This is a genomic window from Actinoplanes ianthinogenes (genome assembly GCF_018324205.1).
In the GTDB taxonomy this organism is placed as follows: Bacteria; Actinomycetota; Actinomycetes; order Mycobacteriales; family Micromonosporaceae; genus Actinoplanes; species Actinoplanes ianthinogenes.
The window spans coordinates 9269437-9294898 of record NZ_AP023356.1; the positions used below are offsets into that span (position 1 = coordinate 9269437).

At 70.6% G+C, this 25462-nt stretch carries 29 protein-coding genes; 16 read left to right on the forward strand and 13 right to left on the reverse strand.

What is annotated here, in order from left to right:
* Nucleotides 1-180: 180 nt before the first annotated feature.
* Complete coding sequence (locus tag Aiant_RS42085) at nucleotides 181-843, reverse strand: hypothetical protein (protein WP_212846800.1); 663 nt, start codon at nucleotides 841-843, stop codon at nucleotides 181-183.
* An 83-nt stretch (nucleotides 844-926) separates the two neighbouring features.
* On the opposite strand from Aiant_RS42085, the gene Aiant_RS42090 reads away from it, so the two are divergent.
* From Aiant_RS42090 to Aiant_RS42110, 5 genes are all read left to right on the forward strand, one after another.
* Complete coding sequence (locus Aiant_RS42090) at nucleotides 927-1370, forward strand: Hsp20/alpha crystallin family protein (RefSeq protein WP_189330219.1); 444 nt, start codon at nucleotides 927-929, stop codon at nucleotides 1368-1370.
* Between the two features lie 114 nt (nucleotides 1371-1484).
* Nucleotides 1485-1976 carry a GNAT family N-acetyltransferase gene (locus Aiant_RS42095; protein ID WP_189330220.1) on the forward strand — a complete coding sequence of 164 codons (492 nt, stop codon included), beginning with the start codon at nucleotides 1485-1487 and terminating at the stop codon, nucleotides 1974-1976.
* A 59-nt stretch (nucleotides 1977-2035) separates the two neighbouring features.
* Entirely contained in the window at nucleotides 2036-2620 is a 585-nt protein-coding gene (locus tag Aiant_RS42100; protein ID WP_189330221.1) for a DinB family protein, read from the forward strand.
* Nucleotides 2621-2688: 68 nt separating this feature from the next.
* Nucleotides 2689-4713 (forward strand): sensor histidine kinase, encoded by a 2025-nt coding sequence (locus tag Aiant_RS42105; RefSeq protein ID WP_229829984.1) that lies wholly within the window; start codon nucleotides 2689-2691, stop codon nucleotides 4711-4713.
* Between the two features lie 128 nt (nucleotides 4714-4841).
* Entirely contained in the window at nucleotides 4842-5921 is a 1080-nt protein-coding gene (locus Aiant_RS42110; protein WP_189330223.1) for a hypothetical protein, read from the forward strand.
* Here the strand turns inward: Aiant_RS42110 and Aiant_RS42115 are convergent.
* Complete coding sequence (locus Aiant_RS42115; RefSeq protein ID WP_189330224.1) at nucleotides 5918-6325, reverse strand: PPOX class F420-dependent oxidoreductase; 408 nt, start codon at nucleotides 6323-6325, stop codon at nucleotides 5918-5920. The two genes, Aiant_RS42110 and Aiant_RS42115, sit on opposite strands and share 4 nt — an antisense overlap.
* The gene (locus tag Aiant_RS42120; protein ID WP_189330225.1) at nucleotides 6306-7199 is read right to left on the reverse strand and encodes an alpha/beta fold hydrolase; all 894 of its coding nucleotides are present in this window, start codon (nucleotides 7197-7199) and stop codon (nucleotides 6306-6308) included. The genes Aiant_RS42115 and Aiant_RS42120 overlap by 20 nt, the downstream gene beginning before the upstream one ends.
* A 53-nt stretch (nucleotides 7200-7252) precedes the next feature.
* Here Aiant_RS42120 and Aiant_RS42125 point away from each other — a divergent pair, with 53 nt between their 5' ends.
* Nucleotides 7253-7912, forward strand: a complete 660-nt coding sequence (locus Aiant_RS42125; RefSeq protein ID WP_189330226.1) for a TetR/AcrR family transcriptional regulator — start codon at nucleotides 7253-7255, stop codon at nucleotides 7910-7912.
* Here Aiant_RS42125 and Aiant_RS42130 read toward each other — a convergent pair.
* Nucleotides 7844-8479: an AAA family ATPase gene (locus Aiant_RS42130; protein ID WP_189330227.1), complete on the reverse strand. Its 636-nt coding sequence runs from the start codon at nucleotides 8477-8479 to the stop codon at nucleotides 7844-7846. The genes Aiant_RS42125 and Aiant_RS42130 overlap by 69 nt on opposite strands.
* 283 nt (nucleotides 8480-8762) lie before the next feature.
* Here Aiant_RS42130 and Aiant_RS42135 point away from each other — a divergent pair, with 283 nt between their 5' ends.
* A complete protein-coding gene (locus Aiant_RS42135; RefSeq protein WP_229829985.1) occupies nucleotides 8763-9176 on the forward strand; it encodes a TrmH family RNA methyltransferase in 414 nt (137 codons plus the stop codon).
* Here the strand turns inward: Aiant_RS42135 and Aiant_RS42140 are convergent.
* On the reverse strand, nucleotides 9169-10239 hold the full coding sequence (locus Aiant_RS42140) for a GNAT family N-acetyltransferase (RefSeq protein WP_189330229.1): 1071 nt from the start codon (nucleotides 10237-10239) through the stop codon (nucleotides 9169-9171). The two genes, Aiant_RS42135 and Aiant_RS42140, sit on opposite strands and share 8 nt — an antisense overlap.
* A 30-nt stretch (nucleotides 10240-10269) precedes the next feature.
* Here Aiant_RS42140 and Aiant_RS42145 point away from each other — a divergent pair, with 30 nt between their 5' ends.
* Nucleotides 10270-10749 carry a MarR family winged helix-turn-helix transcriptional regulator gene (locus tag Aiant_RS42145; protein WP_189330230.1) on the forward strand — a complete coding sequence of 160 codons (480 nt, stop codon included), beginning with the start codon at nucleotides 10270-10272 and terminating at the stop codon, nucleotides 10747-10749.
* A gap of 31 nt (nucleotides 10750-10780) precedes the next feature.
* On the opposite strand, the gene Aiant_RS42150 is transcribed toward Aiant_RS42145, so the two are convergent.
* A complete protein-coding gene (locus Aiant_RS42150) occupies nucleotides 10781-11179 on the reverse strand; it encodes a hypothetical protein (protein WP_189330231.1) in 399 nt (132 codons plus the stop codon).
* Nucleotides 11180-11375: 196 nt separating this feature from the next.
* On the opposite strand from Aiant_RS42150, the gene Aiant_RS42155 reads away from it, so the two are divergent.
* Both Aiant_RS42155 and Aiant_RS42160 read left to right on the forward strand, forming a co-directional pair.
* Nucleotides 11376-11555: a hypothetical protein gene (locus Aiant_RS42155; protein ID WP_189330232.1), complete on the forward strand. Its 180-nt coding sequence runs from the start codon at nucleotides 11376-11378 to the stop codon at nucleotides 11553-11555.
* Entirely contained in the window at nucleotides 11552-11953 is a 402-nt protein-coding gene (locus tag Aiant_RS42160) for a hypothetical protein (protein WP_189330233.1), read from the forward strand. Before Aiant_RS42155 ends, Aiant_RS42160 begins: the two co-directional genes overlap by 4 nt.
* A 53-nt stretch (nucleotides 11954-12006) precedes the next feature.
* Here Aiant_RS42160 and Aiant_RS42165 read toward each other — a convergent pair whose 3' ends face one another.
* The gene (locus Aiant_RS42165; RefSeq protein ID WP_229830024.1) at nucleotides 12007-12744 is read right to left on the reverse strand and encodes an NAD(P)H-dependent oxidoreductase; all 738 of its coding nucleotides are present in this window, start codon (nucleotides 12742-12744) and stop codon (nucleotides 12007-12009) included.
* On the opposite strand from Aiant_RS42165, the gene Aiant_RS42170 reads away from it, so the two are divergent.
* From Aiant_RS42170 to Aiant_RS42185, 4 genes are all read left to right on the forward strand, one after another.
* Nucleotides 12691-13464 carry an MmyB family transcriptional regulator gene (locus Aiant_RS42170; RefSeq protein ID WP_229829986.1) on the forward strand — a complete coding sequence of 258 codons (774 nt, stop codon included), beginning with the start codon at nucleotides 12691-12693 and terminating at the stop codon, nucleotides 13462-13464. The genes Aiant_RS42165 and Aiant_RS42170 overlap by 54 nt on opposite strands.
* A gap of 29 nt (nucleotides 13465-13493) precedes the next feature.
* Nucleotides 13494-14138 carry a dihydrofolate reductase family protein gene (locus Aiant_RS42175; RefSeq protein ID WP_189330235.1) on the forward strand — a complete coding sequence of 215 codons (645 nt, stop codon included), beginning with the start codon at nucleotides 13494-13496 and terminating at the stop codon, nucleotides 14136-14138.
* Between the two features lie 209 nt (nucleotides 14139-14347).
* Nucleotides 14348-15652: an extracellular catalytic domain type 1 short-chain-length polyhydroxyalkanoate depolymerase gene (locus Aiant_RS42180; protein ID WP_189330236.1), complete on the forward strand. Its 1305-nt coding sequence runs from the start codon at nucleotides 14348-14350 to the stop codon at nucleotides 15650-15652.
* Between the two features lie 48 nt (nucleotides 15653-15700).
* Entirely contained in the window at nucleotides 15701-16357 is a 657-nt protein-coding gene (locus tag Aiant_RS42185) for a hypothetical protein (protein ID WP_189330237.1), read from the forward strand.
* Between the two features lie 30 nt (nucleotides 16358-16387).
* On the opposite strand, the gene Aiant_RS42190 is transcribed toward Aiant_RS42185, so the two are convergent.
* The 4 genes from Aiant_RS42190 to Aiant_RS42205 are packed head-to-tail and all read right to left on the reverse strand — an operon-like array spanning nucleotide 16388 to nucleotide 20783.
* Nucleotides 16388-17623: a sensor domain-containing phosphodiesterase gene (locus Aiant_RS42190; protein WP_189330238.1), complete on the reverse strand. Its 1236-nt coding sequence runs from the start codon at nucleotides 17621-17623 to the stop codon at nucleotides 16388-16390.
* 51 nt (nucleotides 17624-17674) lie between these two features.
* The gene (locus Aiant_RS42195) at nucleotides 17675-18508 is read right to left on the reverse strand and encodes a carbohydrate ABC transporter permease (protein WP_189330239.1); all 834 of its coding nucleotides are present in this window, start codon (nucleotides 18506-18508) and stop codon (nucleotides 17675-17677) included.
* 2 nt (nucleotides 18509-18510) lie between these two features.
* Nucleotides 18511-19482: a carbohydrate ABC transporter permease gene (locus tag Aiant_RS42200; protein WP_189330660.1), complete on the reverse strand. Its 972-nt coding sequence runs from the start codon at nucleotides 19480-19482 to the stop codon at nucleotides 18511-18513.
* Nucleotides 19483-19499: 17 nt separating this feature from the next.
* Entirely contained in the window at nucleotides 19500-20783 is a 1284-nt protein-coding gene (locus tag Aiant_RS42205) for an ABC transporter substrate-binding protein (protein WP_212846804.1), read from the reverse strand.
* Between the two features lie 237 nt (nucleotides 20784-21020).
* On the opposite strand from Aiant_RS42205, the gene Aiant_RS42210 reads away from it, so the two are divergent.
* Both Aiant_RS42210 and Aiant_RS42215 read left to right on the forward strand, forming a co-directional pair.
* Nucleotides 21021-22541 carry an alpha-N-arabinofuranosidase gene (locus Aiant_RS42210; protein WP_189330240.1) on the forward strand — a complete coding sequence of 507 codons (1521 nt, stop codon included), beginning with the start codon at nucleotides 21021-21023 and terminating at the stop codon, nucleotides 22539-22541.
* Nucleotides 22542-22679: 138 nt separating this feature from the next.
* Nucleotides 22680-22922 (forward strand): hypothetical protein, encoded by a 243-nt coding sequence (locus tag Aiant_RS42215; RefSeq protein WP_189330241.1) that lies wholly within the window; start codon nucleotides 22680-22682, stop codon nucleotides 22920-22922.
* 170 nt (nucleotides 22923-23092) lie between these two features.
* Here the strand turns inward: Aiant_RS42215 and Aiant_RS42220 are convergent, their stop codons facing one another.
* On the reverse strand, nucleotides 23093-23473 hold the full coding sequence (locus Aiant_RS42220; protein WP_189330242.1) for a DUF805 domain-containing protein: 381 nt from the start codon (nucleotides 23471-23473) through the stop codon (nucleotides 23093-23095).
* Nucleotides 23474-23667: 194 nt separating this feature from the next.
* Nucleotides 23668-25362 carry a glycoside hydrolase family 43 protein gene (locus Aiant_RS42225; protein ID WP_189330662.1) on the reverse strand — a complete coding sequence of 565 codons (1695 nt, stop codon included), beginning with the start codon at nucleotides 25360-25362 and terminating at the stop codon, nucleotides 23668-23670.
* Nucleotides 25363-25462: the final 100 nt, after the last annotated feature.

The following is a 25462-nucleotide window of genomic DNA, read 5'->3' on the forward strand; positions in this document are numbered from 1 at the left end:
TTTCCGGTTGGCCCCGCCATCGCAGTCCCGGATCTGTGCCTTCACGCCGCTGATGCCTCGGACGCGCCGCGGTCCCGGCGGGTGCCCGAAGCCTCACCCCCCGCTCGTGCATCTGTCAACGTCGATGCGTGCCAGAGGGGTGAGCGGTCTGCTGGCGTCGCCGAGCGGTCGAAAGACGGGTCAGCGGGGCGTGCGGCGCTGATTCTCGCGCCGGCGCTGGGTGACGCGGCGGACCTGGTCGGCGTCCCCGGTGACGGTGCTGACGCGCTCGGCGAGTGCGGCGTGCTGGGACGGCAGATACTGCTGGGCGGCGGTGAGCAGGGGGAGCAGGGCGGCCGGGTCGCTGTCGCCGAGGGCCTGGTGCAGCCGGTCGAGGCTGTCCTGCGCGTGCGGGCCCAGATCGGTCAGGGCGGTGATCTGCCCGGCGAGCTGCCGCAGGTCGGCGCCGTTGTCCCGGGCCCAGTCGGTGACCGCCCGGGTCCCCGCGCGGCGGTCGCGCTCCGCGGTGACGCGCTGGTCGCCGGTGGCGGTGGCGTCGTCCAGCGCGCCGCGCCGGACCCGCAGATAACGCCGCTCGGCGGCTTGCCGGCTGGCCACGCCCATCGCCGGGGCGAGCTCGGCCCAGCTGGCCCCCGCGGCGCGGGCGGCGGCGATCAGCTGCGGCTCGCTGGCGTCGAGCTGGGCACGCAGGTGACGCAGCGCGATCAGTGCGGCCAGCGCCGTCTCGGAGGGAGCGGCCGGCGTGCTGCCGGCCGTGGTCAGGATCAGCGCGAGCGCCGCCTGCGCCTGGTGATGATCGTCGACGTTCATCGCCGCCTCGTCGTCGTCTGAATGACAATCCACTTGTCGTCGTTCCGATGACATGCTACAACGGTGGGTGAGCGCATTGGCACCCCTGTTGTTGAGAGATTTCGGAGGTGGACACGATGTTGGTGCGCACTGACCCGTTCCGGGAACTCGACCGGTGGACCCGGCAGGTGTTCGGCGACCCCCAGTCCGGCACCTGGTCCCGGCCGGTCACCATGCCGCTGGATGCGTATCGGACGGGCGACGAGTTCATCGTCGCGTTCGACCTGCCCGGCGTGTCCCCGGACAGCATCGATATCGACATCGAGCGCAACGTGCTCACGGTCAAGGCCGAGCGCCGGCCGCTGGACCTGGGCGACAACGCGCAGGTGCACACGTCGGAGCGGCCGCTGGGCGTGTTCTCCCGCCAGCTGATCCTGTCCGACGTGCTCGACAGCGAGCGCATCCAGGCCGGCTATGACAACGGTGTCCTGGTCCTGCGCATCCCGGTGCTGGAGAAGGCCAAGCCCCGCAAGGTAAGCGTGGCGGTCAACTCCAGCGAGCACGCCGCGATCAACTCCTGACCCGCGCAGCACTCTCCTGATCCGCACAGCACTCTCCTGACCCGCGCACCACCCGAGGACCCCGGCGGTTCGCCGGGGTCCTCGCACGTCCTCGGATCCGGTTAGAGTCGGGCGATGCCCGAGTTGGAACGGCTGGATGCCCGCCACGCCTCCGCGGTCCTGGCCTTCGAGCTGGCCAACCGGGCCTACTTCGCCGCCTCGATCTCGGACCGCGGCGACGATTTCTTCGACCGGTTCGCCGACCGGCACGCGGCCGCGCTGGCCGAGCAGGAGACCGGCGCCTGCGCCTTCTACGTCCTCGTCGGCGCGGACGGCGCGATCCTGGGCCGCTTCAATCTGTTCGACGTCGACGACCGCTCCGCGAACCTCGGCTACCGCGTCGCGCAGCAGGCTGCCGGCCGCGGCGTGGCGACCGCGACCGTCCGTGAGCTCTGCGACCTGGCCGCGACCCGGCACGGGCTGCGGATGCTGCGTGCCGCCACCTCCCGCCAGAATGTCGCGTCCCAGCGGGTCCTGACCAAGGCCAGCTTCGTGCCGGTCGGCCCGGCCGATCCCGCCCAGCTCGGCGGGAAACGGGGCACCTGGTTCGAGCGTCACCTGGCGTAATGGTTGTCGCGGGGGAGAAGCCGGCTGACCGACTTGATCGGGGAGGGCAGACTGCGGCCATGGTTGATCTGAGCGATCCGAAGTCCGCGCTGCGTCTCTACCTCCAGGAGGCGCGCGACAGCCTGATCTGGAAGCTCGACGGGCTGAGCGAACGCGAAGCCAGGATGCCCCGCACGCCGACCGGCAACAATCTGCTCGGGGTTCTCAAGCACTGCCTCAACGTCGAGGCCGGCTACTTCGGGCCCACGTTCGGGCGCGAGTTCCCGACGCCGGAGGAGTTGGTGGACCTGGCGGTTTACGACAAGGACCCGCAAGCGGATTGGTATGCGCGGGAGGACGAGACGAAAGACGGGCTGATCGACCTCTACCGCCGGGTCGGCGCCTTCGCGGACGAGACGATCGAACAGCTGCCGCTCGACACCCTGGGGCGGGTCCCCTGGTGGCCGGACGGGCAGCCGGTGACCCTGCACCACATCGTCGTCCGGGTGATCTACGACCTGTCCCGCCACGCGGGCCAGGCGGACATCATGCGCGAGCAGCACGACCAGGCGATCGGCCTGCATCCGGGCAATACGAACATCCCCGGTGACTACGACTGGCCGGCCTACGTGGCCAAGTTGACCAGGCTGGCGGAGGGTCGCTGACCTCCGGCTGAAGATCAGACATATCATCCCGTACTGCTCTAGAGTGAGGTGTGATCGACTATCAGTTGTTGTTTCGGCGTACTCCGACGTCGTTACTGATCCTCGATCCGGACCTGACGATCGTCGAGGCGAGCGACGCCTACCTCGCGGCCACCATGACCCGCCGTGAGGAGATCGTCGGCCGGTACATCTTCGACGCCTTTCCCGACAACCCGGATGATCCGGAGGCGCACGGCGTCGAGGCGATCGGGGCGTCGCTGCGGCGGGTGCTGCACGACCGCGCCCCGGACGTGATGCCGGTCCAGAAGTACGACGTCCCGCAGCCCGGCGGTGGCTTCGCGACCCGGTACTGGGCGCCGATGCACGCCCCGGTCCTCGACGCCCACGGTGGCCTGCACCTGATCGTGCAGCGGGCCGAGGACGTCACCGCGTTCATGGTGGCCCAGACGGCCGGCGGTGAGCTGGGCCGGCTCACCGAGCAGCTGCGTCGCAGCATCGGGCAGGCGGAGGCCGAGATTCTGGCCCGCCGGCAGATGCAACAACAGCAGCACGAGACCATGCAGGTGCTCGCCGACAGCCTGAAGACCGCGGTGTTCGGCTGCGATGAGCTCGGCCGGCCGGTGCTGTGCAACGACGCGGCGCGGGCGATCGCCGGCGACCGGCTCGTCGGCGCCCGCGCCGAGCAGTGGCCACAGCGGCTGCACCTGCGGGACCCGGCCGGGAATCCGCTGACCGACGCCGGCAATCCGCTCGTCAGCGCACTGCGCGGGCAGCGCGTCTGCGAGGCGGAGGTCGTCATGCGGGTGCCGGGCACCCCGGCGCGGACCTTCCGGATGTACGCGGGCCCGCTCAAGGGCCGCGTCGACGTCGTCGCCCTGGTGGCGATGGACGACGTCACGGCGCTGCGCGACGCCACCCGCCTGAAGGAGTGCGAGCTGGAGATCTCCAAGCTCCTCTCCCGTGCGGAGCCCACCGACGAGGTGCTCGCCGAGGTGGTGGAGCTGATCGGCTCGATGATCGGATGGGCGGCGACCGAGGTCTGGATCGTCGACGAGGTCGGCGAGGTCCTGCGCCGCGCCTCCTGCTGGGCAGCCGCCGGCCATGCCGCGGTCTGCGGTGCCGGCGAGCCGCTGCCACCCGACGACGGTCTCCCGGCCCGCGCCTGGCAGACCAACCAGCCGCAGTGGGCGACCGACCTGGACGGCCGCTGGGCGCCGCTGAGTGCCGCGCTGGCCATCCCGGTGCCCAGTGGCACCGACGTGCTGGGGGTCCTCGTCTGCTACTGCGACACCGCCGAGGTGCCGGACGACACCCGGACCGCGATCCTGACCGGGATCGGCGCGCAGCTCGGCGGGTTCCTGGAACACCGCCGGGCCGGCAGCCTGGCCGCCGAGCTGGACCGCACCCGGGACGAGTACGCCGCGCTGGTCGGCCACGAGGTCCGCACACCGCTCACCAGCATTCAGGCCTACACCGAGCTGTTGCTCGACGAGCCCGATCTCGCCGACGACCACCGTGAGATGGTGCAGGTGATGTACCGCAACGCCGGCACCCTGTCGATCGTCGTGGACAAGCTGCTGGACGTGGCCGGCATGCGGTCCGGCCACATCGCGGTGCACCGGCGGGCGATGGACCTGGCATCGGTGGTCCGGGCGGCGGCGGACGCGGCCCGCGAGCGTGTCCATCGCGACGTCACCATCGACGTCAACGCGCCCGGCACGGTGCCGATCCGGGGCGACGCGGACCGGCTCCGCCAGGTCGCCGACGAGCTGCTGAACAACGCGCTGATCTGGGCCACGGAACACTCGACAGTGGGCGTGCAGGTGACCGCCGACGCGCACGCCGCGGTGCTCACCGTGTCCAACACCGGCGAGCCGATCCCGGCGGACGAGCGCGATCGCCTGTTCGACCTGTTCTTCCGCGGTGGTGCCGCGCTGCACAGCGGCCTGCCCGGCTCGGGCCTGGGCCTGACGCTGGCGCGGGCGGTGGTCGAGCAGCACGGCGGCACCATCGGCGTCAGCGATCCGGCGGAGGCCCTGACCCTGTTCACGGTGCGCCTGCCCACCGGCCGCACGAGTGATCACCCCGGCTGAGTCACGCCGTCTGCCGTTGCGGGGCGTGGACGCCATCTGATCGACGAGTTCGAGTGGATCGGGCGGCTCGTCCGCGCGGTGAGCCGAGATCGCGCCCTGTGGGACCGGCCGGCCGGGATGATGGGCCGATGCGGATCCTGTTCGACGACGACGTGACGGTGGCGTTCCACCTCTTTTCGATCGAGAGTGCCGGCGGCGGGGACAGGCCGGAACTCGACGGGCGTGCGGGTCAGGCGAACGGGCTCTGCGCGGCGGCGATCCCCGGGTTTCTGGAGTTCACGACCGGGCTGCACACCGGGGATGTTCCGGTGCGGATCGAGGTTCACGACCGGGAACCGGATATCGACGACGTTTGGCAGGAGGTCGTCGAGGTGTCGTTCCGCCCGCTGGGCCGGCAGGTGCGGCTCGGCATCTGGGGCGACGCTCCGATCCCGCTGCCGGACCTGGACGTCCGTGACTACCGGGTGCGGCTCGGCGTGATCGGCTTCGACAACGAGGACGAGGAGCGTACCGAACCGGCGGAGCGATACCTGATCCAGCTGTGGCCGGCGCCACCGGCACCCGACCGGGTCGTGCGGCAGTCGAGCAGCACCGCCGCCTACTGGCACCAGTGCGCGCAGAAGTCCCCGCCGCCGGACCGGCAGGAGCGCCTTGAGCCCCAGGAGCAGGAAGAAAAGTTCCGTCAGGACGACGAAGCCCGCTACTGGGGTGGCCGCGGCCCCGCCAACGACCGCCTGCGCGCGGTCGCGCCGCGCGCCGTCGGGCTGGCCCACCTGGACCGGGACCTGGTCGACGAGATCGACGCGGCGGGACCCGAGGAGCAGCGGGTCATGGCGGCCTGGGCGGCCCGGGAGACGTGCCGCCGAGCCGGCCTGGCCGGCCAGGACTGGGTCGCGCAGGCCCTCGACGCCCTCGATCGCGGTGACCCGCCACCGGCGTGGTTCGCCACCTTCACCGACGGGTTCGCCCGCTGGCGGCAGGTCCCGGCGGAGGAGATCACCCAGCGTGCCTCCTTGCGCCCCGCCGACGCGCCGGCCCCGGAGATCAGGCCCGAGGTGTCAGCGATCCACGCGGTGGTCTTCGCCAGGGAGCCCGACCCGCTGGAGGCGGCGCTCGACACGGTGCGAACGGCCGCCGCCGTCATCCCGGGCACGGAAGCCGAGGTCATCGCCGCCTTCCGCGACCGGTTCGGCCTGCCGCGGGACTAGGCGGAGTAGCCGAGCACCCGCTCCGGCGTCAACCGGATCACCACGCGCACGACCTCCGGGGGCAACTGTCGATACGTCTCGCCGGCCCCCGGACCCTCGTACTCCTCGGCGAGCCGGGCGGCGAACGCCCGCTCCGCGTCCTCGGTGATTGTCACCCGCCCCCGCACCTCGATGTAGCGCGACGCGTCGTTCCGATCGATCACCGTCAGGCTCGCCCGCGGGTCCCGTCGCAGGTTCTTGTCCTTGCGCCGGCCGGCCTGCGTCGACATCAGCAGGTCGTCGCCGTCGCGGGTGACCCAGACGACCGAGGTCTGCGGGCTGCCGTCCGGGTTGGTGGTGGCCAGCACCGCCAGGTTCCGCCCGTCGACGAGCCCCCGTGCACTGTCACTCAACGTCGCGCTCACCGCGCGAGCGTATCGAAGATGATCCACCACGAGGTCCCCGGCCGGGCGGGGCGAGGAAGAACTCGGCGAGCGCGTCGACCAGGTGCTGGGGTGCGCGGTTGAGGGCGTCGTGGTTCGCCCGCGGCACCACCAGCGTGCGTGCGTGCGGCATGACCGAGGCCAGGGCCGCGTTGGTCGGCGGCCAGTAGTCCGGCCCGTTGGCGCCGCAAGCGAGCAGCACCTCCGCCTCGACGCCGGCCCACTGCTCCGGCGGACCGTCGAAACGGTGGATCAGTGCGGTCTCGTCCAGCGTGGTCGGCAGCAGTTCACCCATGGTGCGGCCGATGGGCGTACGCAAAAAGATCTTGCAAATGGCGATCCGGAGGGCGAGTGGCAGGCGGGAGGTCGCTGACTCGGTGTGGACGCCCGCGCCGACGATCGCCATGGCGCGGGGGATGTCGCCGGCGTCGGCGGCCTGCCGGGCGGCGGGCAGCCACCGGTAGGAGCCCAGGCTGTTGACCTGGACCGCCGGGTCGTAGAGGGCGAGCCGGTCGATCGGCAGCCGTCGCGCTGCGGCGCGCAGCGCGATGAAACCGCCGCCGCTGTGGCCGATCACGTTGCGTGCGCCGGTGAAGGCGAGCAGCGTCGCGAGGTCGTCGATGTCCTGCTCGCCGTCGTAGGGCTCGGCGCGGGCGGCGGCGTCGGCCCGGCCGCGCCGGTTGTAGAGGTGCACCGTGAAGCGGTCGGCCAGGCGGACGGCCAAGCGACGGTACATCTCGATGGTCACGCCGCCGCCGTGCACGACGATCACGCCCGGCCCGATGCCGACGGAGTGGAGCACGATCTCGGCGCCGTCGGCCGCCGGCACCCGTTGCACGGTCCAGTTCTGGTCCATCCTCCGCACCCTTCGTTAAACTGCGAACGGCGTTTGCAGTTTAGAGTGTAGCGGTGACGTCATCCCCGGAGCCAGTGCGCCGGCCGGTGTGGTCCCGCCCGGCTCGCGGGACGCGTGGGCCGGCGCCGGCACATTCGCGGGACGAGATCGTGGCCGCGGCGATCGCGATGGCGGACGCCGACGGCATCGGCGCGGTCTCGATGCGGGCCGTCGCCACCGCGCTCGGCACCGGCGCCGGCTCGCTGTACCGCTACCTGACCGCCCGCGACGACCTGCTCGACCTGATGGCCGACCAGGTCGCGGGGGAGTTGGCGCCGTTCCCGGCCGCCGGCGGCGACTGGCTGGACGGGATGCTGCTGATGGCCCGGGGGCAGCTCGACCTGTACCGGCGGCATCCGTGGCTGGTCGAGGTCCTGCCCCGGCCCACCGCCCTCGGCCCGAACTCGCTGGCCTGGTTCGACCACTGCCTGGCGATCCTGCACCCGGTGCCGTCCGCGACCACCGCCAAGTTCGAGGCGATCGCGATGATGACCGGCGTGGTGTCGCTGTTCGCGCGCAGCGAGTCCGCCGCCCCGCCGCCCGGCTTCGACGGCATCGACATGACGGCGTACCCGCATCTGATCGCCGCCTTCACCGCCCCGCCCTCACCCCGGCGCGACCTGTTCGACGTGACCGTGCGCAGTGTCCTGCGTGGACTCCTGAGCCAGGATTGAGCTCATCTCGATCAAAGCCTTACGGTACGTGTGATCCGCGCTCGCCAGCTCGTCGTGCACCCGAGCCCCGTTCCGCCACCAGTGCGGCAACCCGCGGCCCATCTCCTGCCCGGCGCGCGTGTGCACGCACAGCGCATAGTCCGGCACCGTCACCACCAGCCGCCCGGCCTCCACCATGGTCCGCACGTAGTCGGCGTGCTCGGAGCTGGTCCGATCCTTCGGCGCTGTCGCCAGGAAGCGGACCGCGTGCACGACCTGCATCCCGTCGGTGCCGCCGCCGGCCTCGTAGTCGCTCTGCAACTCCCGCAGCAGCACGGGCGCCATCGGCGCGCCCATCCCGACGTCCTCCACCGCGATCAGACGCAGCCTCCGCCAGAGGTGGGCGGCGACGTCCGGGCCAGAGCAATGCATTTCGTACGCCGCCAGCACCGCGTTGTCGACGTGGCCGCGCCGGATCTCCTTCTGCAACACCGAGACGAGCTGATCCACCGGGATCCCGCGGGGACTCGTCATCCGGGTGTACGGATCCTCGCTGTGCGGCGGCGGACCCATCACGATCGGCGCCATGGCGCGCTCCTTCCTCCCTGACGGTCGGGCGCGTCCGTGTCCGGAAGGGGCCTCGCTGCCCACCAGCATGCCGCGGTATGGTGGCGATCGCCAGTCCGCCGATCGTCGATGGCTCGCGTGCGCCGAGAAGCACGTCCCCCATGACTTCTGCATCCTGGAGCGCTGCCGCTCCTCCGCGGTGAGGCCCGCCATCCGGGTCCGGACCCCGCAAGAGATCCGGTCCTCCCGACGCCCCCGCCGGCACCGCTGCTGGGGACACCTCGTCGCGGCGCCCCTGTGGCCCATGCACGGCGCCAACCTCGGCACGCTGCTGCGCACCTGTGACGCCGTCGGCGCCTGCCTCGCCGTGCCCCCTTTCGGCTGGGTCGACGAGGCGCTCGCCCGGGGCAACACGCTGCGCCAGCCCACCTGCGTGCACCGCGTCGGCAGCCCGTTGCGCTGGCTGGCCGACGAGCGCAGGGCGGGCGCGGCGGTCCTGGGGGTGGAACTCGCCGACGAGGCGGTCCGGCTCGCCGACCTGCCACCGGCGCGCCGCCGCACGGTGATGGTCCTGGGGCACGAGGCCACCGGCATCCCGCCGGAGGCGCTGGACCTGCTCGACAGCGCGGTCGAGATCCCGATGGTCGGCACCGGCTCCAGCCTCAACGTGGCCGTCGCCGGCTCGCTGGTCCTCTACAAACTCGCCGGCCTCATGTAGCGGACAGTTCCTTGGCGAGGCTGGTGATGCCGCCGGTGCCGGCGGCGGGCACCGTGACGTAGCCCTCGCTCCGGTAGAGGTCGATGTTGCGCAGGCTCTTGGCGCCGGTGAACAGGACGATCCGCCGGACGTCCGGCGGGGCGGCCGCCTCGGCGGCGCGCAGCAGCCAGCGGCCGACGCCCTGGCCGCGCAGGTCGGGCACGACGGCGAGGCGGCCCAGGTGCAGGTCGGCGCCGTCGCGCCGGACGCGCACCATGCCGAGCAGCCGGCCGTCGCGCCAGACGCCGGTGGTCTGCCAGGCCGCCAGCCAGTCGGCCACCTCCTCCAGGGACTCGTGCAGGGGCGGGATGGCCAGCGTGTCGTTCACGATCGCCTCGTCCACCCAGCTAGCTCGCTGGAGCACGGTGACCTCGGCGGCGTCGTCGGGCGTCAGCTGTCGTGCGTAGGAACCCGGCACCGGTCCGGCCACGACGCCGGCCCGCAGGGGCTCGCGCATCGGGCGCAGGGCCTGGGCGACCCGGACCAGCTCGTCCAGCAGCCGGACGCCCGCCCGGTCGCGGCCCGCGTCGGGGCGCAGCCGGCCGTTCTCGGTCGCGTCGCCGATGCGGATCGCGACCGTGGCGCCCAGCGGGACCAGGCGCAGCGTGGTCACCACCTGCTTGGCGTGCTGCACCGACCGGGTGCCGGCCGAGGTGTTGCCGTAGCTGACGAAGCCCATCGGCTTCCACGCCCACTCACGACTGAGGTAGTCCAGCGCGTTCTTGAGGGTGGCCGGCATGCCGAAGTTGTACTCCGGCGTGAGGACGATGAAGCCGTCGGCCGCGTCGACGATCTCGCTCCACCGGCGCGTGTGGTCGTTGCGGTAGACACCCGACGACGGGTGCTCCTCCTCGTCCAGAAACGGCAGGCCGAGGTCGCTGAGGGCGACCGGGACGAGCTCGGCGCCGAGCTGAGCGGCCCGCGGGGTGATCGCGTCGATCAGCCACCGGCCGACGGCGGGGCCGAGCGCGCCGGGGCGGGTGCTTGTGGTCAGCACGAGGACACGGATCGGTTTCGTTGACATGTAAACGAGAGTAGATGCTAGGTTGATTACATGTCAACGAATTCTCCGGCGAGCGGCGTGCGCTGGCTGAGTCCGGACGAGGAGCGGGCCTGGCGTGCCTTCCTGCGGGTGATGGTCGCCGTGCGGACCGGCATGGCCCGAGACCTGGCCGCCATCGACCTCTCCGAGCCCGACTACGAGGTGCTCAGCACCCTGTCCGAGCAGCCCGGCCACACCAGCACGCTGGGGGAGCAGGCCGACAAGATGGGCTGGTCGCGCAGCCGGCTGTCCCGGCACGCCACCCGCATGGAGGCGCGTGGCCTCCTGCGGCGCGAGCCCGACCCGGCCGACGGCCGCGGCTGCCTGCTCGTGCTCACCGCGGACGGCCTGGGGACGCTGACCGATGCGGCGCCGGCCCATCTCGCCTCGGTGCGGCACCACTTCATCGATCGGCTCACCGCCGACGACCTCGCCGCCGTCGAACGGATCGCCCAGCGCCTCGAGGCACCCGGACCCGATGCTGCCGGCTGACCCGGGGGAGTGTCTGCCGGGCGGTGGCCGGCTACTGCGCTGAGCGCTCGGCCATGCGCTGGTCGAGGCTGCGGCCGAGCACCTCGCCCCGCTCGTCGTCGGTCAGCTCCGGCTTGAGCATGCCCAGCAGCATGCCGGCGGACCCGAGGAAGGCGCGGGCGGCGTCGTGGTCGTCCTGGACGATCATCTCGACCGCACCCGCCGTGATCTTCCGATAGAGGAATTCCAGGTCGTCCCAGAGCGCGTCGAAGGAATCGCCGCGCGGGATTTCCGCCAGCTTGTTCTCGACGAAGATGCGGGCCTGCGCCTCGCTCTGCTCGCCGTTGACGGCCGCTTTCTGGGCCAGGGCGCGCATGACCTCGCGGACGGTCTGCACATTTCCCCAGAGGATGTCGTGCACCTGCTCATCGGTTACCTGGTCATCCGTCACGAGTCGCTCCTCAGCCTGGCGGAGAATCCGGTGGAAATGAATGATTTCGCGCCGGTGAGGTCCGGGGGAGAGGGCTATCGGTTTCCCCGTGGCAACGATCATTAATGCCGGCATGCCGTTCGGATGACGGATTCCGGCAGGCGCCGGGCGGAATGCGTGTTACCGCGCCGGCCGGGAGGAGGGTTACCCTCGGGGCATGGAGCAGGACACGAGCGTGCCGCGGAGCATCACCGACATCCTCGTGGAGCGGGGCGTGCCGGTGACGGCCGAGGGCAAGGCGCGCGCCGGCCGCCGGCTGCGTGAGGCCGACGAGCGGCGTGACACCGCGAGCAGGGCGGCGCTGCTGGCCCGGCTGCGGTCCGGCGTTCCTGCGTGACCGACGAGCCGCGCACCATCCGCCTGGTGCTGGACAGTTCCGCGGTGGCCGGCTGGATTCGCGGCGCGATCGCGGTCGGCGAGTTGATCGCCGAGATCGACGACGAGTTCGGGGCGGTGGTCCTGCCGTTGCCGTGCCTGGTGCAGGCCGCCCACACCAACGGGCTGCTCGACGCCGACCTGATCGAGGTGCTGATCAACCATCCCGCGGTGTTCCTGCTCGCGGACGATCCGCAGGACTGGCTGGCGCTGGCCACCATGCGGTCGCTGGTCGACAGCCCGGATCGGGCGTCGGCCGCGTTCCTGGCGCTGACCTGCGGTGTCGACGTGCTGACCCGCGACGCGGGCTGGTACCGGCAGGTCGGTGACGGCACGATGGGCCACCAGTTCGACGGCTGAGTGGTGGACCAACCGTGCCAGGGCAGGAGTGATGACCTCCGGCGGCATCGCCTTCAGCCACGCACGTGCAGTCCGAAGCCGGTACGCCCGGGTAGCTCCAGGCCCGGCTTCAGGCGCAGGGACGGGATCTCGTAGTCGCCGAAGTTCTGCCGCCGGAACGCGATCGGCTCGGTCGTCTCCAGTGCGAGCAGGCGCTCCCTCCACATCTTCGTGGCGCGCTCGAACGCGTCGCCGGTGATGGAGTCGGTGCCGTACACGACGAACGGGGGCAGCACCTCGACGCCCGGGTACCACAGGATGCCGTGGTGGATCGGGAACAGCAGGTCCTCGATCGGGCCGTTGATGCCGCGGTCGGTGTAATGCGACTCCGGGCCGCCGACGGTCACCGACAGGATCGCCCGGCGCCCGTGCAGCGTGCCCTCGCCGAAACGCTCGCCGTAACGGGTCTCGTCGTGCACGCCGACGCCGTACGCGAAGCGGAACGAGAACACCCGGTCGACCCAGCCCTTGAGGATGGCCGGCATCGTGTACCACCACATCGGGAACTGGAAGACGATCGTGTCGGCCCACAGCAACTTCTCCTGCTCGGCCGTCACGTCCGGGGTGAGCGCGCCGGCCTGGTAGGCGCCGCCCGAGCTCGGGATCACCCGCAACGGGTCGGTGGCGTGCTCGCCGAAGTCGGCCGCGTCGACGACCGCCTTCCAGTTCATGGCGTACAGGTCGCTCACCCGCACCTCGTGCCCGGCGGCTTCGAGGGTGGTCACGGCGAGGTCCTTCAGCGCGCCGTTCAGCGAACGCGGCTCGACCCGTCCGCGGTCGGCATCCCGGCCGGCAGCCGGCGGCGGGTCGCCGGGCTGCGGCGTAAGGAGGTCGCGCACCTGTCCGGGGTCAGCGTCCGGACCGAGCGCGACCACCTGCTCCGGCTCGCCCGCCGGCGCCGCCGCCGCGCCAAGTCCCCGAGTGGGCGCCCGCGTCCAGAGGTGTTGCGCGTCCTCGACCTGGTGGCCGGCGCCCCTGCGCTGATCATGGACCATCGGCTGACCGTGGTCGCCGGCAACCGCCTGGCCGGCCTTCTCTACGGCCGGGAGATGCCGGGCTTGAACACCGCCCGGCACCTCTTCCTCGAGGAGGCCGAGCGGGGCCTCTACGCCGACTCGGAGAAGTGCACGCTGGACGTGGTCGGCCATCTGCGGCTGGCCGTCGGGAAGTTTCCGGATGACGCGGGGCTCGCCTCCCTGATCGGCGAACTGGCGATGGGCAGCGAACGCTTCCGCCGCCTCTGGGCGCGGGCGGACGTGCGGGCCCGCGCGCACGGCCGCAAGGCGTACCGGCACCCGCTGGTCGGACTGCTGGAACTGCACCAGGAGAACTTCGCCCTGCCCGACGAGTCGGGCATGGAGCTGCTGGTCCTGTCGGCGCCGGCCGGCAGCCCCGCCGAGGACGGACTGCGCCTGCTGGGGGCACTCGGCAGCGAAGCGGGACAGGCCAGGCCGGTCAGGAATGCCTCATAGCCCGCGGGAGGGGCCTCTAAGGTGGGGCGATGTCGAAGGTACGGGTGCACAACCTCGCGGTTTCGCTGGACGGGTTCGCCACCGGGGAGGGACAGAGCCTCCAGACGCCGTTCGGGCATGCGGGTGGGCGGCTCATGCAGTGGTTCTTCGGGACCCGGACGTTCCAGTCGATGAACGGCGAAGACGGCGGCAGCGAGGGTGTCGACAACGCGTTCGCGGCGGCCTGGGGGCCGGGGATCGGCGCGGAGATCATGGGCCGCAACAAGTTCGGGCCGCAGCGTGGGGCGTGGCAGGACGAGGAGTGGAAGGGCTGGTGGGGCGAGAACCCGCCGTTCCACACGCCGGTCTTCGTGCTGACCCATCATCCGCGGCCGACGCTGGAGATGGCGGGCGGCACCACCTTCCACTTCGTCGACGCGAGCCCGGCCGAGGCGCTGGCGATGGCGCGCGAGGCGGCCGGTGGGCTGGACGTACGCATCGGGGGTGGTCCGAGCACGGTCCGGCAGTTCCTCGAGGCGGATCTGGTCGACCATCTGCACGTCGTGCTGGTGCCGATCCTGCTGGGCCGGGGGGTGCGTCTCTGGGACGGGCTGGAGAGCCTGGAGGACCGGTTCACGGTGGAGCCGGTGACCACGCCGAGTGGCGTCACCCATCTGACCTTCACCCGGCGATAGAAAACCACGTCTTTCGGAGGCCGGCCCCGAAACTTCCGGAGCCCGATTTCGCGTACGGAAATCTATTGTCCCTGCTCAATGCCTTTGGTGATGGCAAACCGTGCGTGAAGTGCGAATATCTAGTGTTGTAATTGCCGGAACCCGCTTGTAATGTTTCGGTCGATCCGGATCAGGACCGCCCCGCACATCCCCGTCCTGAGGAATCGTCCATGAGAAGACATTGGCGCACCCTGCTGTCCGCGCTGGCCGCGGTCGTCGCCGGGCTGGTGGCCACCACCGTGCTCCTCCCGGCGTCACCGGCCTCCGCGGCGGCGCTGACCGAGGTCACCGGGTTCGGCACCAACCCCACCGGCATCCGCATGTATCTGTACGTGCCCGACCGGCTGCCCACCAAGCCGGCGGTGCTGGTCGCCGTGCACTACTGCACCGGCTCGGGTCCGGCGTTCTACTCCGGCACCGAGTTCAAGTCCCTCGCCGACCAGTACGGCTTCATCGTCATCTATCCGTCGACGGTGCGTACCGGGAACTGCTGGGACGTCTCGTCGGCGGGCGCGCTGACCCACAACGGCAACAGCGACCCGGTCGGCATCACCTCGATGGTCAAGTACGTGCAGCAGAAGTACGGCACCGACACGGACCGCACGTTCGTCACCGGCGCCTCGTCCGGCGCGATGATGACCAACGTGCTGCTCGCCGACTACCCGGACGTGTTCGCCGCCGGCGCCGCCTTCTCGGGCGTGCCGGACACCTGCTTCCAGGCGACCGCGGGCAACCCGGCCGACCCGAGCCAGCAGGCCGGTTGGAACAGCGCCTGCGCGAACGGCCAGGTCATCAAGACCGCCGCCCAGTGGGGTGACGCGGTGCGCAACTCCTACCCCGGTTACACCGGGCGGCGTCCGCGCATGCAGCTGTGGCACGGCGCGACGGACACCACGCTGCACTACAACAACTTCGGCGAAGAGATCAAGCAGTGGACCAACGTGCACGGTCTCGGCCAGACACCGGTCAAGACGGACACGCCGCAGTCCGGGTGGACCCGCACCTGGTACGGCGACACCTCCGCGCAGCCGCCGGTCCAGGCGATCAGCATCGCCGGGGTCGGCCACTCGCTGCCGATGGCCGGGCAGGCCAAGATGGCGATCAGCTTCTTCGGACTGGACGGGACCACCGTCCCGCCGTCCTCGCCGACCCCGTCCGCACCGTCGTCCTCGCAGCCGCCGGTCCCGAGTGGTTGCACCGCGACGATCTCGCTGAACTCGTGGACCGGCGGTTACGTCGCCACGGTCACGGTCAAGGCGGGCTCGTCGGCGATCACCGGCTGGACCGTCACCACGACCCTGCCGTCCGGCTCGGCCGTCACCAACTCGTGGAGCGCGACCGGTAGCGGTACGACCGGGACGGTCACCTTCACCAACGTCAGCTACAACGGATCGGTGGCGGCCGGAGCCAGCACCCAGTTCGGCTTCCAGGGCACCGGGACCGGACCGGCGAGCGCCACCTGCGTCGCACGATGACAATCCGGGGCTGGGCCGCGCCCAGCCCCGGCATCTACGCTTCGGAGCATGCTGCCGTCCGAATCGGTCACGACCGCGCTCGCCGACCTCGCGGGTGACGGCGGTGAGCCTCGTACGTTGCGGGAGGAAGCCGTCGTCACCCGGTTCGCGGACATCCTGGGCTGGGGGTGGTACAGCTGGCGGCTGGCCGCCGACGCGGTCGCGGCGGGGGACTTCGGCGCCGCCGACGAGATCCTCCGCACCAAGTTGACGTTCACCAGGGCCGACGGCAATCCGTACCTCTGGGAGTTCCGCAAGGACGTGCGGCTGGCCGAGGACTCGCGCAAGTTCGGCCAGTGGGTCGCCAGCGACGGCTTCACCCTGGCGTTCGCGCCGGTCGTGGAGGCGCTGCGCAAGGCCGGGGCGCAGGCGCACGAGGCGATCTCCGCGGTCCGCTCCGGCGACGCGGAGCTGGCGAGACTGCGCGAGCGCGCGGCGGCCGGCGGCTCCGCCCGGACGGCGTGGGGGGCGCGCAGGCTGGAACGCAAGGCGGCGGCGGCCGAGAGCCGGATCGCCGAGCTGAGCGATGAACGCCCGGAACGGGTCGCCCGCGCGCAGCGGATCGTCGCCGGATTCGTCGCCGACGTCGCGGTGGCGGCCGCCAGGTTCGAGGCCGCCTTCCAGGTCGACTGCCACCGCGCCCCACCCACGGAGAACGCCGCCTGACCGATCAGGACCGGGCCGGCCCGTGCCGGGTCACGGTGTGGTGAGGCGGCCGATCATCGCGTGCGCGGCGGCGGTGACCAGCGTCCGGTCGTAGGTGACCACGAACTCGAACTGGCGGTCCGGATCCGGTCCGGTGTCGCCCAGGTCGCGGGCCATCAGCGCGGCCGCGGTGTGCGCGCCGAGCACCACGACGGTCCACTCGGTGGCCAGCGGATCCTGCGGGGACAGCGAGGCGCCGCGCACCCCGGGAGCGGGCGCCGCCGGCATCTGGACGCCGAGCGCGGCGACGAACGGCAGCTTGGCGGCGAGTTCGGTGAATCGGCGGGTGGTCGACGGGCGGAAGAACTGCGCGTGCTCGAACGCGGCGAACAGCACCGGCGGCACGGTGGCCTGCTGCGCCATCAGCTCAAGCGTCTTGGACACCGGCACCAGCAGGTGCTTGGGCGCGTGCCGGATGTGCCGGCCGGCGCCGATCAGCCCGTACGGCGTGGTCCGCAGGGTGGCGCCGATCGGGCGCGCGGCGAACCGTTCCGGCCGGAACGTCGACGGCGTGAAGTGCCGCTCGCCACGGCTCCACAGCCAGCCCTGCCCCAGCGTGGCGCCCAGCACCAGCGCCCGGGTCAGGTCCTCCGGCGTCTCGATGCCCTCGGCGACCACCTCGGCGCCGGCCTGTTCGGCGTACGCGCGTACCGCCCCGGCCACCGTCACGGTCAGCGGATCCTTGACCGTGCGCAGCAGCTTCAGGTCGAGCTTGACCACTTCCGGGCGCAGCAGCGGGATGAACGCCAGCGACTCCGGGTGCACGCCCACGTCGTCCAGGGCGATCGCGCAGCCCGCGGCGCGCAGCTGCTCGGCGCCACGCAGCACGGCGGCCAGGTCCTCGGCCAGCGCCCGCTCGGTGATCTCGACGACCACCTGGACGTGCGGGGCCCGGTCGCGCAGCGCGTCGAGGACGACGTCCGGGCGCTGGGTCAGCGTGCTCGGTTCCAGGTTGACGAAGAGCGTGACAGGGCGGCCCTGCGTGAACGCCGCGGCGTCGGCGAGCGACGCGCGCAGCGAGGCGCGTTCCAGGTCAGCGAGCCGTCCGGCCTGGCGGGCGGCGTCGAGCAGGGCCATCGGCGACTGCCAGGCGGTGCCGGCGGGCCCGCGCAACAGCGCCTCGAAGGCCAGCACCGCCCCGGAGTCCACGTCGACGAACGGCTGATACACGCAGTGCAAGCCGTCTCGCAGCACCTCGTCCAGGCTGAGCGTTTCGGCGACCCTCATGATCGGCCTTTCGGCCGCCCGGCGACTTTCCTGAGGGTCGCCGACCCCCGATCACCCCTTGACCGCGCCGGTCAGCCCGCCGACGATGCGGCGCTCGAAGAGGCTGAAGAAGATCAGTGCCGGGATCATCGACAGCGAGGTGAACGCCAGCACCTTCGCGGTGTCGACCGAGTACTGCGAGACGAACGCCTGCACGCCCAGTGGCAGGGTGAAACTGTCCTGGTCGTTGAGGATGAACAGCGGCAGCAGGTAGCTGTTCCAGCTGTTGATGAAGGCCAGGATCCCGGTGGTGATCAGCCCGGGCACCGACAGCGGCAGCACCATCCGCCAGAAGAACCCGAGCCGGCTGCACCTGTCGATGGCCGCCGCCTCCTCGATCTCCTTCGGGATCGCCTGCAGGAACGGGACCAGGATGATGACCGTGGTGGGCAGCGCGAACGCGATCTGCGGCAGGATCACGCCGGGCAGGGTGTTCACCAGTCCCATCAGCTTCACCAGGATGTAAAGCGGGGTGATGGCGACCGAGGCCGGGAACATCAGCCCGGCGGCGAACAGCGCGTACATCGCACCCCGCCCGCGGAACCGGTAGCGGGCCAGCACGTAGCTCGCCATCACGCCGAGCAGGACCACCCCGATCGTGGTGGCGATCGCCACCACCGTCGAGTTGCCGACCTGGCGCCAGAAGCCGCTGCTGGCCAGCACGGTGGTGTAGTTGCCCAGCACCCACGGGTCGGGCAGGGCGGCCGGGTCGGTGGTGATCTGCGAGTTGGTCCGGAACCCGCCCACGATGATGTAGAGCACCGGCCCCAGCATCACGCCGATCAGCAGCAGGGCGCCCAGGTAGACGATCGGACTGCCCCAGGTGCTGTCCTTCTTGGCGGCCATTCCTACCGTCCTCCGGTGAGCGCGCCGTCGGTGTCCCGGCGCAGAACGAAACGTTGGTACACCAGCGCGATGACCATCGAGATGATGAACAGCACGACCGCGACGGCGCTGCCGTAGCCGTAGTTGCCGGCGTTGCGGCCCTCGTTGACCAGGTAGGTGACCATCGTCGAGGTGCCGGCGGTGGACGCCACGTACTGGCCCCAGATGATGTAGACCAGGTCGAAGAGCTGCAGCGCGCCGATGATCGACAGGAAGCCCCAGATCCGGATGGTCGGCCCGAGCAGCGGCAGGGTGATCCGGAGCTGGGTCTGCCAGAAGGACGCGCCGTCCACCGCGGCCGCCTCGGCCAGTTCCTCCGGGATGTTCTGCATGCCGGCCAGGAAGAGGATCACCGCGAAGCCGATGTACTTCCAGGTCAGGATCAGCAGCAGGGTCCAGATCGCGAGTTTCGGGTTGGCCAGCCAGTCCTGCGCCAGCCAGTCGAGACCGATCGATTTCAGTACGTCGTTGACCGCGCCGTTGGTCTGCAGCAGCAGCGCCCAGGCGGTGCCGACGATGACCTCGGCGATCACATACGGGACGAAGATCAGCACCCGGATCACCGAGCGGCCACGCATCTTCCGGTTGAGCAGCATGGCCAGGCCGATCGCGATCGGGCCCTGCAGGACCAGCGAGAGGACGACGATCAGGCCGTTGTGCTCGAGCGCCTCGCGGAACGCCTGGTCCTGCAGGATGGTCCGGTAGTTCTCCAGGCCGACGAAGTTGGTGGGCGGCCCGAAGCCCTTCCACTTGTAGAAGCCGTAGTACCCGGCCAGCAGCACCGGCAGGATCACGAAGGTGCAGAACACCAGGATCGCCGGGCCGGACAGCACCAGGATCTCCAGCCGCTGCGCCCAGCCGATGCCGCGCCGGCGGGGACGTGCCGGGGGCGGCGTCTGCACGCCACCCTCGGCACGGACCTGGTCGGCGACCATGTGACTGCCCGCCACTCTCAGCCCTTCTTGGCCGCGTCGTTGACCGCCTGGATGATCCCGGCGACGTCACCCTTGCCGGCCAGCAGGTTCACCACGCCGACGTTCAGCGCGTTGCCCACGTTCTGCCCGTAGAGCGTGTCGAGCCACTGCGAGACGTACGGCGCCTTGTTGTAGGCGTCGAGAACCGCCTTGAGGTACGGCTCGGTGACCGCCGCCTGCGCCTCCTTGTTGACCGGCAGCGAGTTGAAGCCCTTGTAGAAGCCGACCTGCACGTCCTTGGTCAGGATGTAGTTGAGGAAGTCGGTGCACTCCTTCGGCGCGTCCTTCGCGCACGAGTAGCCGTCCGTCCCGCCCATCACCGCGGCCGGGTCGCCCTGGCCGCCGGGGACCGATGGGAACGGGAAGAAGCCGAGGTCGGGCAGCGGCTTGGTGTCCTTGGTCAGCGACGCGATCACGCCCGGGTCCCAGGCGCCCATCAGCTCCATGCTCGCCTTGTGGTTGGCGACCAGGCCGGCCGAACTGCCCGCGCCCTGCTGCGCCGAGGTGGTCAGGAAGCCCTCGTTGAACGGCTTGGTGTCGGAGAACGCCTTGAGCTGCTCACCGGCCTTGGTCCAGCACGGGTCGTCGAACGTCTTGCTCTTGGCGGTCGCGTCCAGGGTGGCCTGGCTGCAGGCGCGCAGGGCGAAGAAGTAGAACCAGTGCGCGGCGGGCCAGGCGTCCTTGGCGCCCAGGGCGATCGGGGTGCCGGCCGCCTTGAGCTTGGCCACCGCGGCGTTCAGGTCGTCCAGCGTGGCCGGCGGGGTGGTGACCCCGGCCTTCTTGAACAGGTCCTGGCTGTACCAGAGGCCGCCGGGAAGGATCGAGACCGGCACCGCGTACGCCTTGCCGTCGACCTGCCCGGTCTTGAGCGCGGCCTCGCCGACGGCCTGCTTGGACTCGGCGGTGATCCCGTCGGTGATGTCCTTGAGCTGGCCGGCCTCGACCATGGCGGCCATCTTCCCGCCGCCGCGTTGCAGGAAGATGTCCGGCGCCGAGCCCGAGTTCAGCGCGGTCTGCAGCTTGCCGTCCAGGTCCTCGTTCTGGATCGACGACAGCTTGATCTTGACGTTGGGGTGGGCGTTCTGGAAGTCGGCGACCGTCTTCTCCCAGAAGGCCTTGCCGGGGCCGGTCGTGGAGTTCTGCCACAGCTCCATGGTGACGTCGCCGCCGGAGCTGGAGTCGTCGTCACCCCCGCAGGCGGTCATTCCCAGAGCGCTCAGGGCCAGCACGGCAGCGACGGCGAGGGTTCTCTTCAGTGCCACGAAACGACCGCCTTTCACTATCGAAAGTTTCGGAATATTTCCGGAAGGTGGCGCTCAAACTATGGAGCGGCTCATCGAGGTGTCAAGATATTGTTTTCGAAAGACGCACGATGTGATCCTTGCGAGACAACGGAATCGACCAGCCGTCGCGCCGACGATGCCGCGCGTGTCGCTATCGGAAGTTGCGGGATTTGCTCCGAAACTTCCGAGCCTTCAAGATCACGGGAAAGGCACTGGATGACCATCGAAGCCGTCATCAACGTGGACCTCGACGGCCCACGGATCAATCGCCACCTCTACGGCCACTTCGCCGAGCACCTGGGCCGGTGCGTCTACGGCGGGTTCTACGTCGGCGAGGACTCCGGCATCCCGAACGAGGGCGGCATCCGTCTCGACGTGGTCGGTGCGCTGCGTGCCCTGAGCATCCCGAACCTGCGGTGGCCGGGCGGATGCTTCGCCGACGAGTACCACTGGCAGGACGGGATCGGGCCGAAGGATCGGCGGCCGGTCATGGTCAACACGCACTGGGGCGACGTCGTGGAGAACAACCACTTCGGCACCCACGAGTTCATGGCACTGTGCGAGCTGCTCGGCGCCGAGCCGTACATCAGCGGCAACGTGGGTTCCGGCACCGTCCGGGAGATGAGCGACTGGGTGGAGTACCTGACCCGCGCCGGTGACTCGCCGATGGCCCGCCTACGCAGGGCGAACGGCCGCGACGAGCCGTGGCGCGTGCGGTTCTGGGGGCTGGGCAACGAGGCGTGGGGCTGCGGCGGCGGCATGACCGCCGAGCACTACGCGCAGGAGGCCCGGCGGTACGGCACCTACTGCCGCGACCACGGCGACAACAAGCTGTACAAGATCGCCGCAGGGGCGAACGGCGCCGACTACGCGTGGACCGAGACGCTGATGAAGCAGATCGGGCACCTGGGCTGCCAGCACATCGGCAGTACGCCGTACCACGCCCTGTCCCTGCACTACTACACCATCACCGGCCCGAGCTGGGAGGAGAAGGGCTCGGCCACCGACTTCGGCACCGGCGAGCACTACGCGACCATGCTGGCCGCGGCCCGCGTCGAGCAGGTGCTGGCCGGGCACGCGGCGGTGATGGACTGCTACGACCCGTCGCGGAGCGTCGGCCTGGTCCTGGACGAGTGGGGCACCTGGTTCGACGTCGAGCCGGGCTCCAACCCGGGCTTCCTGTACCAGCAGAACACGCTGCGCGACGCGCTGGTGGCCAGCGTGCACTTCGACCTCTTCCATCGGTACGCCGACCGCCTGGTCATGGCCAACATCGCGCAGACGGTGAACGTGCTGCAAGCGATGATCCTGACCGATCCGGACTCGGCGGCGATGGTGCTCACCCCGACCTACCACGTCTTCGCGATGAACCGCGGCCACCAGGACGCCACGGCGCTGCGCGTCGACCTGCGCACCCCGCTGCCGGCACGCCCGGTCGGCGACGCGACGCTCACCACCGTCTCGATGTCGGCCAGTCGCAAGGACGGCCGGCTGCTCGTCTCGCTGTCGAACCTGGACGCGGAGGCCGCCGCCGACGTCACGATCGACCTGCGCGGCGGTGCGGTGACGGCCGTCGAGGCCCGGATCCTGACGTCGAGCGCGCTGCAAGACCACAACACCCCGCAGGCGCCGTCGGCCGTGGCGCCGCGGGAGCACGACGGCGTGGTGCTGAGCGACGGCAGGCTGCGGGTGCACCTGCCGGCCCACTCGTTCGTGACGGTGACGGGCGCGCTCTGAGTGCCGGTCTCGCTACCGAACGCAGCATCGCGAAGGTTCCCCCCAGGCCCGGTGCGCGGATCTGCCGATGATCGGGCGGTGGGCTGAGATGCCAATTGGTCCTGATGTGGTCCGGACGCCGCTTCTAGACTTCCGGTCATGTCTCGAGATCCCGAAAACGAAGATGTTGAGATTGTCGTCTGGCGGGACGGCAACGGAGTCTGGCGTTGCAACGTCAACATCGATCATGGGCACCGGCAGCAGCTTCTAGAGACCGGAGCGTTGGAACTTGCCTCTAGCGACGACGTGACCTTGCAGGTCGTGGCGCTCAATCCACTGCCGCGAGACACGATCCATATCGGGCACCTGCGCGTCTCACTGCCTGTTGAGCGAGTGATCTAGCTGGGGCCGGCCAGCCCAAGGAAGGCATCCTCTTCTAGCCTCGATCCGCGCGTCCTAATCGACACCCGGGCGCACGGTGGCTACGTCGTCGCGCCCGGCTCGAGGTGATCGAGGCGCTGACCCAGCAGGTCGGCGTCCGGCACTGACCCCGGCGTCTCGGCAAGCGGCGACTATGGGACTGCAGTGACTTTCGGGCTTACGCCGAACCTGTTGGTCTCGAAGCCGCCGTCCAGAACCAGGAACACGAGCATGACAAGGAATCCGACAAGCGGGACAAAACAGGCGAGCAGCCACCAGCCCGATCGATCAGTGTCGTGGAGACGGCGAACGGTGACCGCAAGGCTCGGCAAGAACAATCCGATGGAAACGATGATGGAAACCGGCCCGTTGTCCCACATGGATTCGGTACCCAGTCGCAGATCCAGGACCGAGGCGACGAGACTGATCAGGAAGCTGAAGAGTGTGAACCACCAGAATTCCGACCGGCGGGCTCGTCCCCGAAAACCGACGTACTGAGTTAGAGAAGACCTGACGGCCGATAGGAACGACACCCGAACTCCCTGCCTGATGGGCGTTACTCGGCGGCATTCAACCAGACCAGATCTCGCAAGGTCAACAAGTCCCTGAGCAGCTCAGCCCGGGTTTCGAACCCGTCCCGAGCACCGTGCTTTGCACGGCTCATCCTGCGACCGTAGAACCGGCCCTAACTCGATCTTGAAGTAGAGAGACAGGCGCTGAGGCCGGATCAGTCGGTGCGGTACACCGCCCGGTCGAAGTCGGCGTACCCGCCCTCGGCGCCCAGATCCTGCACCCAGAGGCCGACGAAGGCGCCGGTGAAGCCCCAGGCCTCGGGCTCGCCGGCGACCACCGTCGCGGCGTACTCGTCGGAGAGGGTGGTGGCGTCGAACGTCCGGCCGAGCTCCCGCCAGCCGGCGTCGTCACCGGGATCGAGGGTGTAGGCGAAGGTCAGCGCCGGGCCGTCCAGCCGGGCCCGCAGACCGACCCGGCGCACGTCGCCGAGCGCGACCCGCGCGCCCACGTCGGTGACCCGCCCGCTGTCGCAGCACAGCACGTCGAGCACCGCGGCGCCGTCGTCGTCGGCGGTCACGTGCAGGTAATACCAGTTGCGGGTGTTGTAGTAGGCGGTGACGCCGGCCAGCTGCCGGTAGTTGCGCGGCTCGAACTCGCAGGTCGCCTCGAAGGTGCAGCGCGGCGCGGTGACCCGGCGGGCCACCAGGCTGGGCCGGTGCCGGGCCATCGGCGACTGGCCGCCGTGGATCCGCAGGTGCGACGGGCGGACCGACAGGTCGACCCAGTCCGGGGTGGCCGGGCGGCGCAGCGTCGACCAGTCCGGCCCGAGCGCCGGGGCGTCGAAGTGGTCGTCCTCGGCCTGAACATCACCGGCGGCGAGGGAGGCGGCGGCTGGGGAGGCGGCGGCGAGGGAGGCGGCGGCTGGGGAGGTGCCGGTCGGTGCCGGGATCTCCTCGGCCGGCACCCCGCCGGGAATCCGCGGCCAGTCACCGGCGGGCCAGTCCACCTTTTGCAAGGCGCTCTCGCGGCCGAGCACACACCGGCCGGTCGGCGCGTACGGCCGGGCCGCCAGATGCGCCAGATACCACTCCCCGTCCGGGGTCTGCACCAGGCTGCCGTGCCCGGCCTTCTGCAGCGCCAGATCCGGTCGCCCGGCCGAGGTGAGCAGCGGCCCGGCCGGATCCACCCGGTACGGCCCGAGCAACTCCCGGGACCGGGCGACGGTGACCTGGTGCGTCAGGGTGGTGCCACCCTCCGCGGTGACCAGGTAGTACCACCCGTCCTTGCGATAGATGTTGGGCGCCTCGGTGAGCCCGGCCTCGGTCCCCTCGAAGATCAGGTGCTCCGGGCCGGTCAGGCGCCGCTCGTCCCGGTCGTAGCGCTGGAGGGAGATCCCCGCGAAGCGGTTGCGCCCGGGCCGCCAGTCGGCGCGCATCGACAGCATCCAGGTGGTGCCGTCCTCGTCGTGGAACAGCGACGCGTCGAACCCGCGGCCGTGCAACACCACCGGATCCGACCAGGGCCCGGTGATGCGCGGTGCGGTGATCAGATAGTTCTGCGGGTCCCAGTAACCGCCGGCGAACGTCGCCACGTCGGTGTAGAGCAGGTGGAACAGGCCGTGGGCGTAGGTCAGGTTGGGTGCCCAGACGCCGCACGAGTCGGCGGTCCCGGTGAGGTCGAGCAGCCGCCGCTCGGTCAGCACGCCACCGAGGGGCCGCCAGTCGACCAGGTCGGTGGAGTGGTGCACGCGCACGCCCGGGAACCACTCGAAGGTCGACGTCGCGATGTAGTAGTCCGCGCCGACCCGCACGATCGACGGATCCGGGTGGAAGCCGGGAAGCACCGGGTTCCGGATCGTGCGGCGGGCGGCGCCGGGGTCTCCGGCGGTGGCGGGCTCGGCGATCGTCATGGGGCCATCCAGGTCCGTCATTGCAGGATCGTGGCTCGCCGACCGGGTTGCTGTCAACAACTCTCGGTGTAAAACCGGAAATACCGAAGAGGAAACGCCG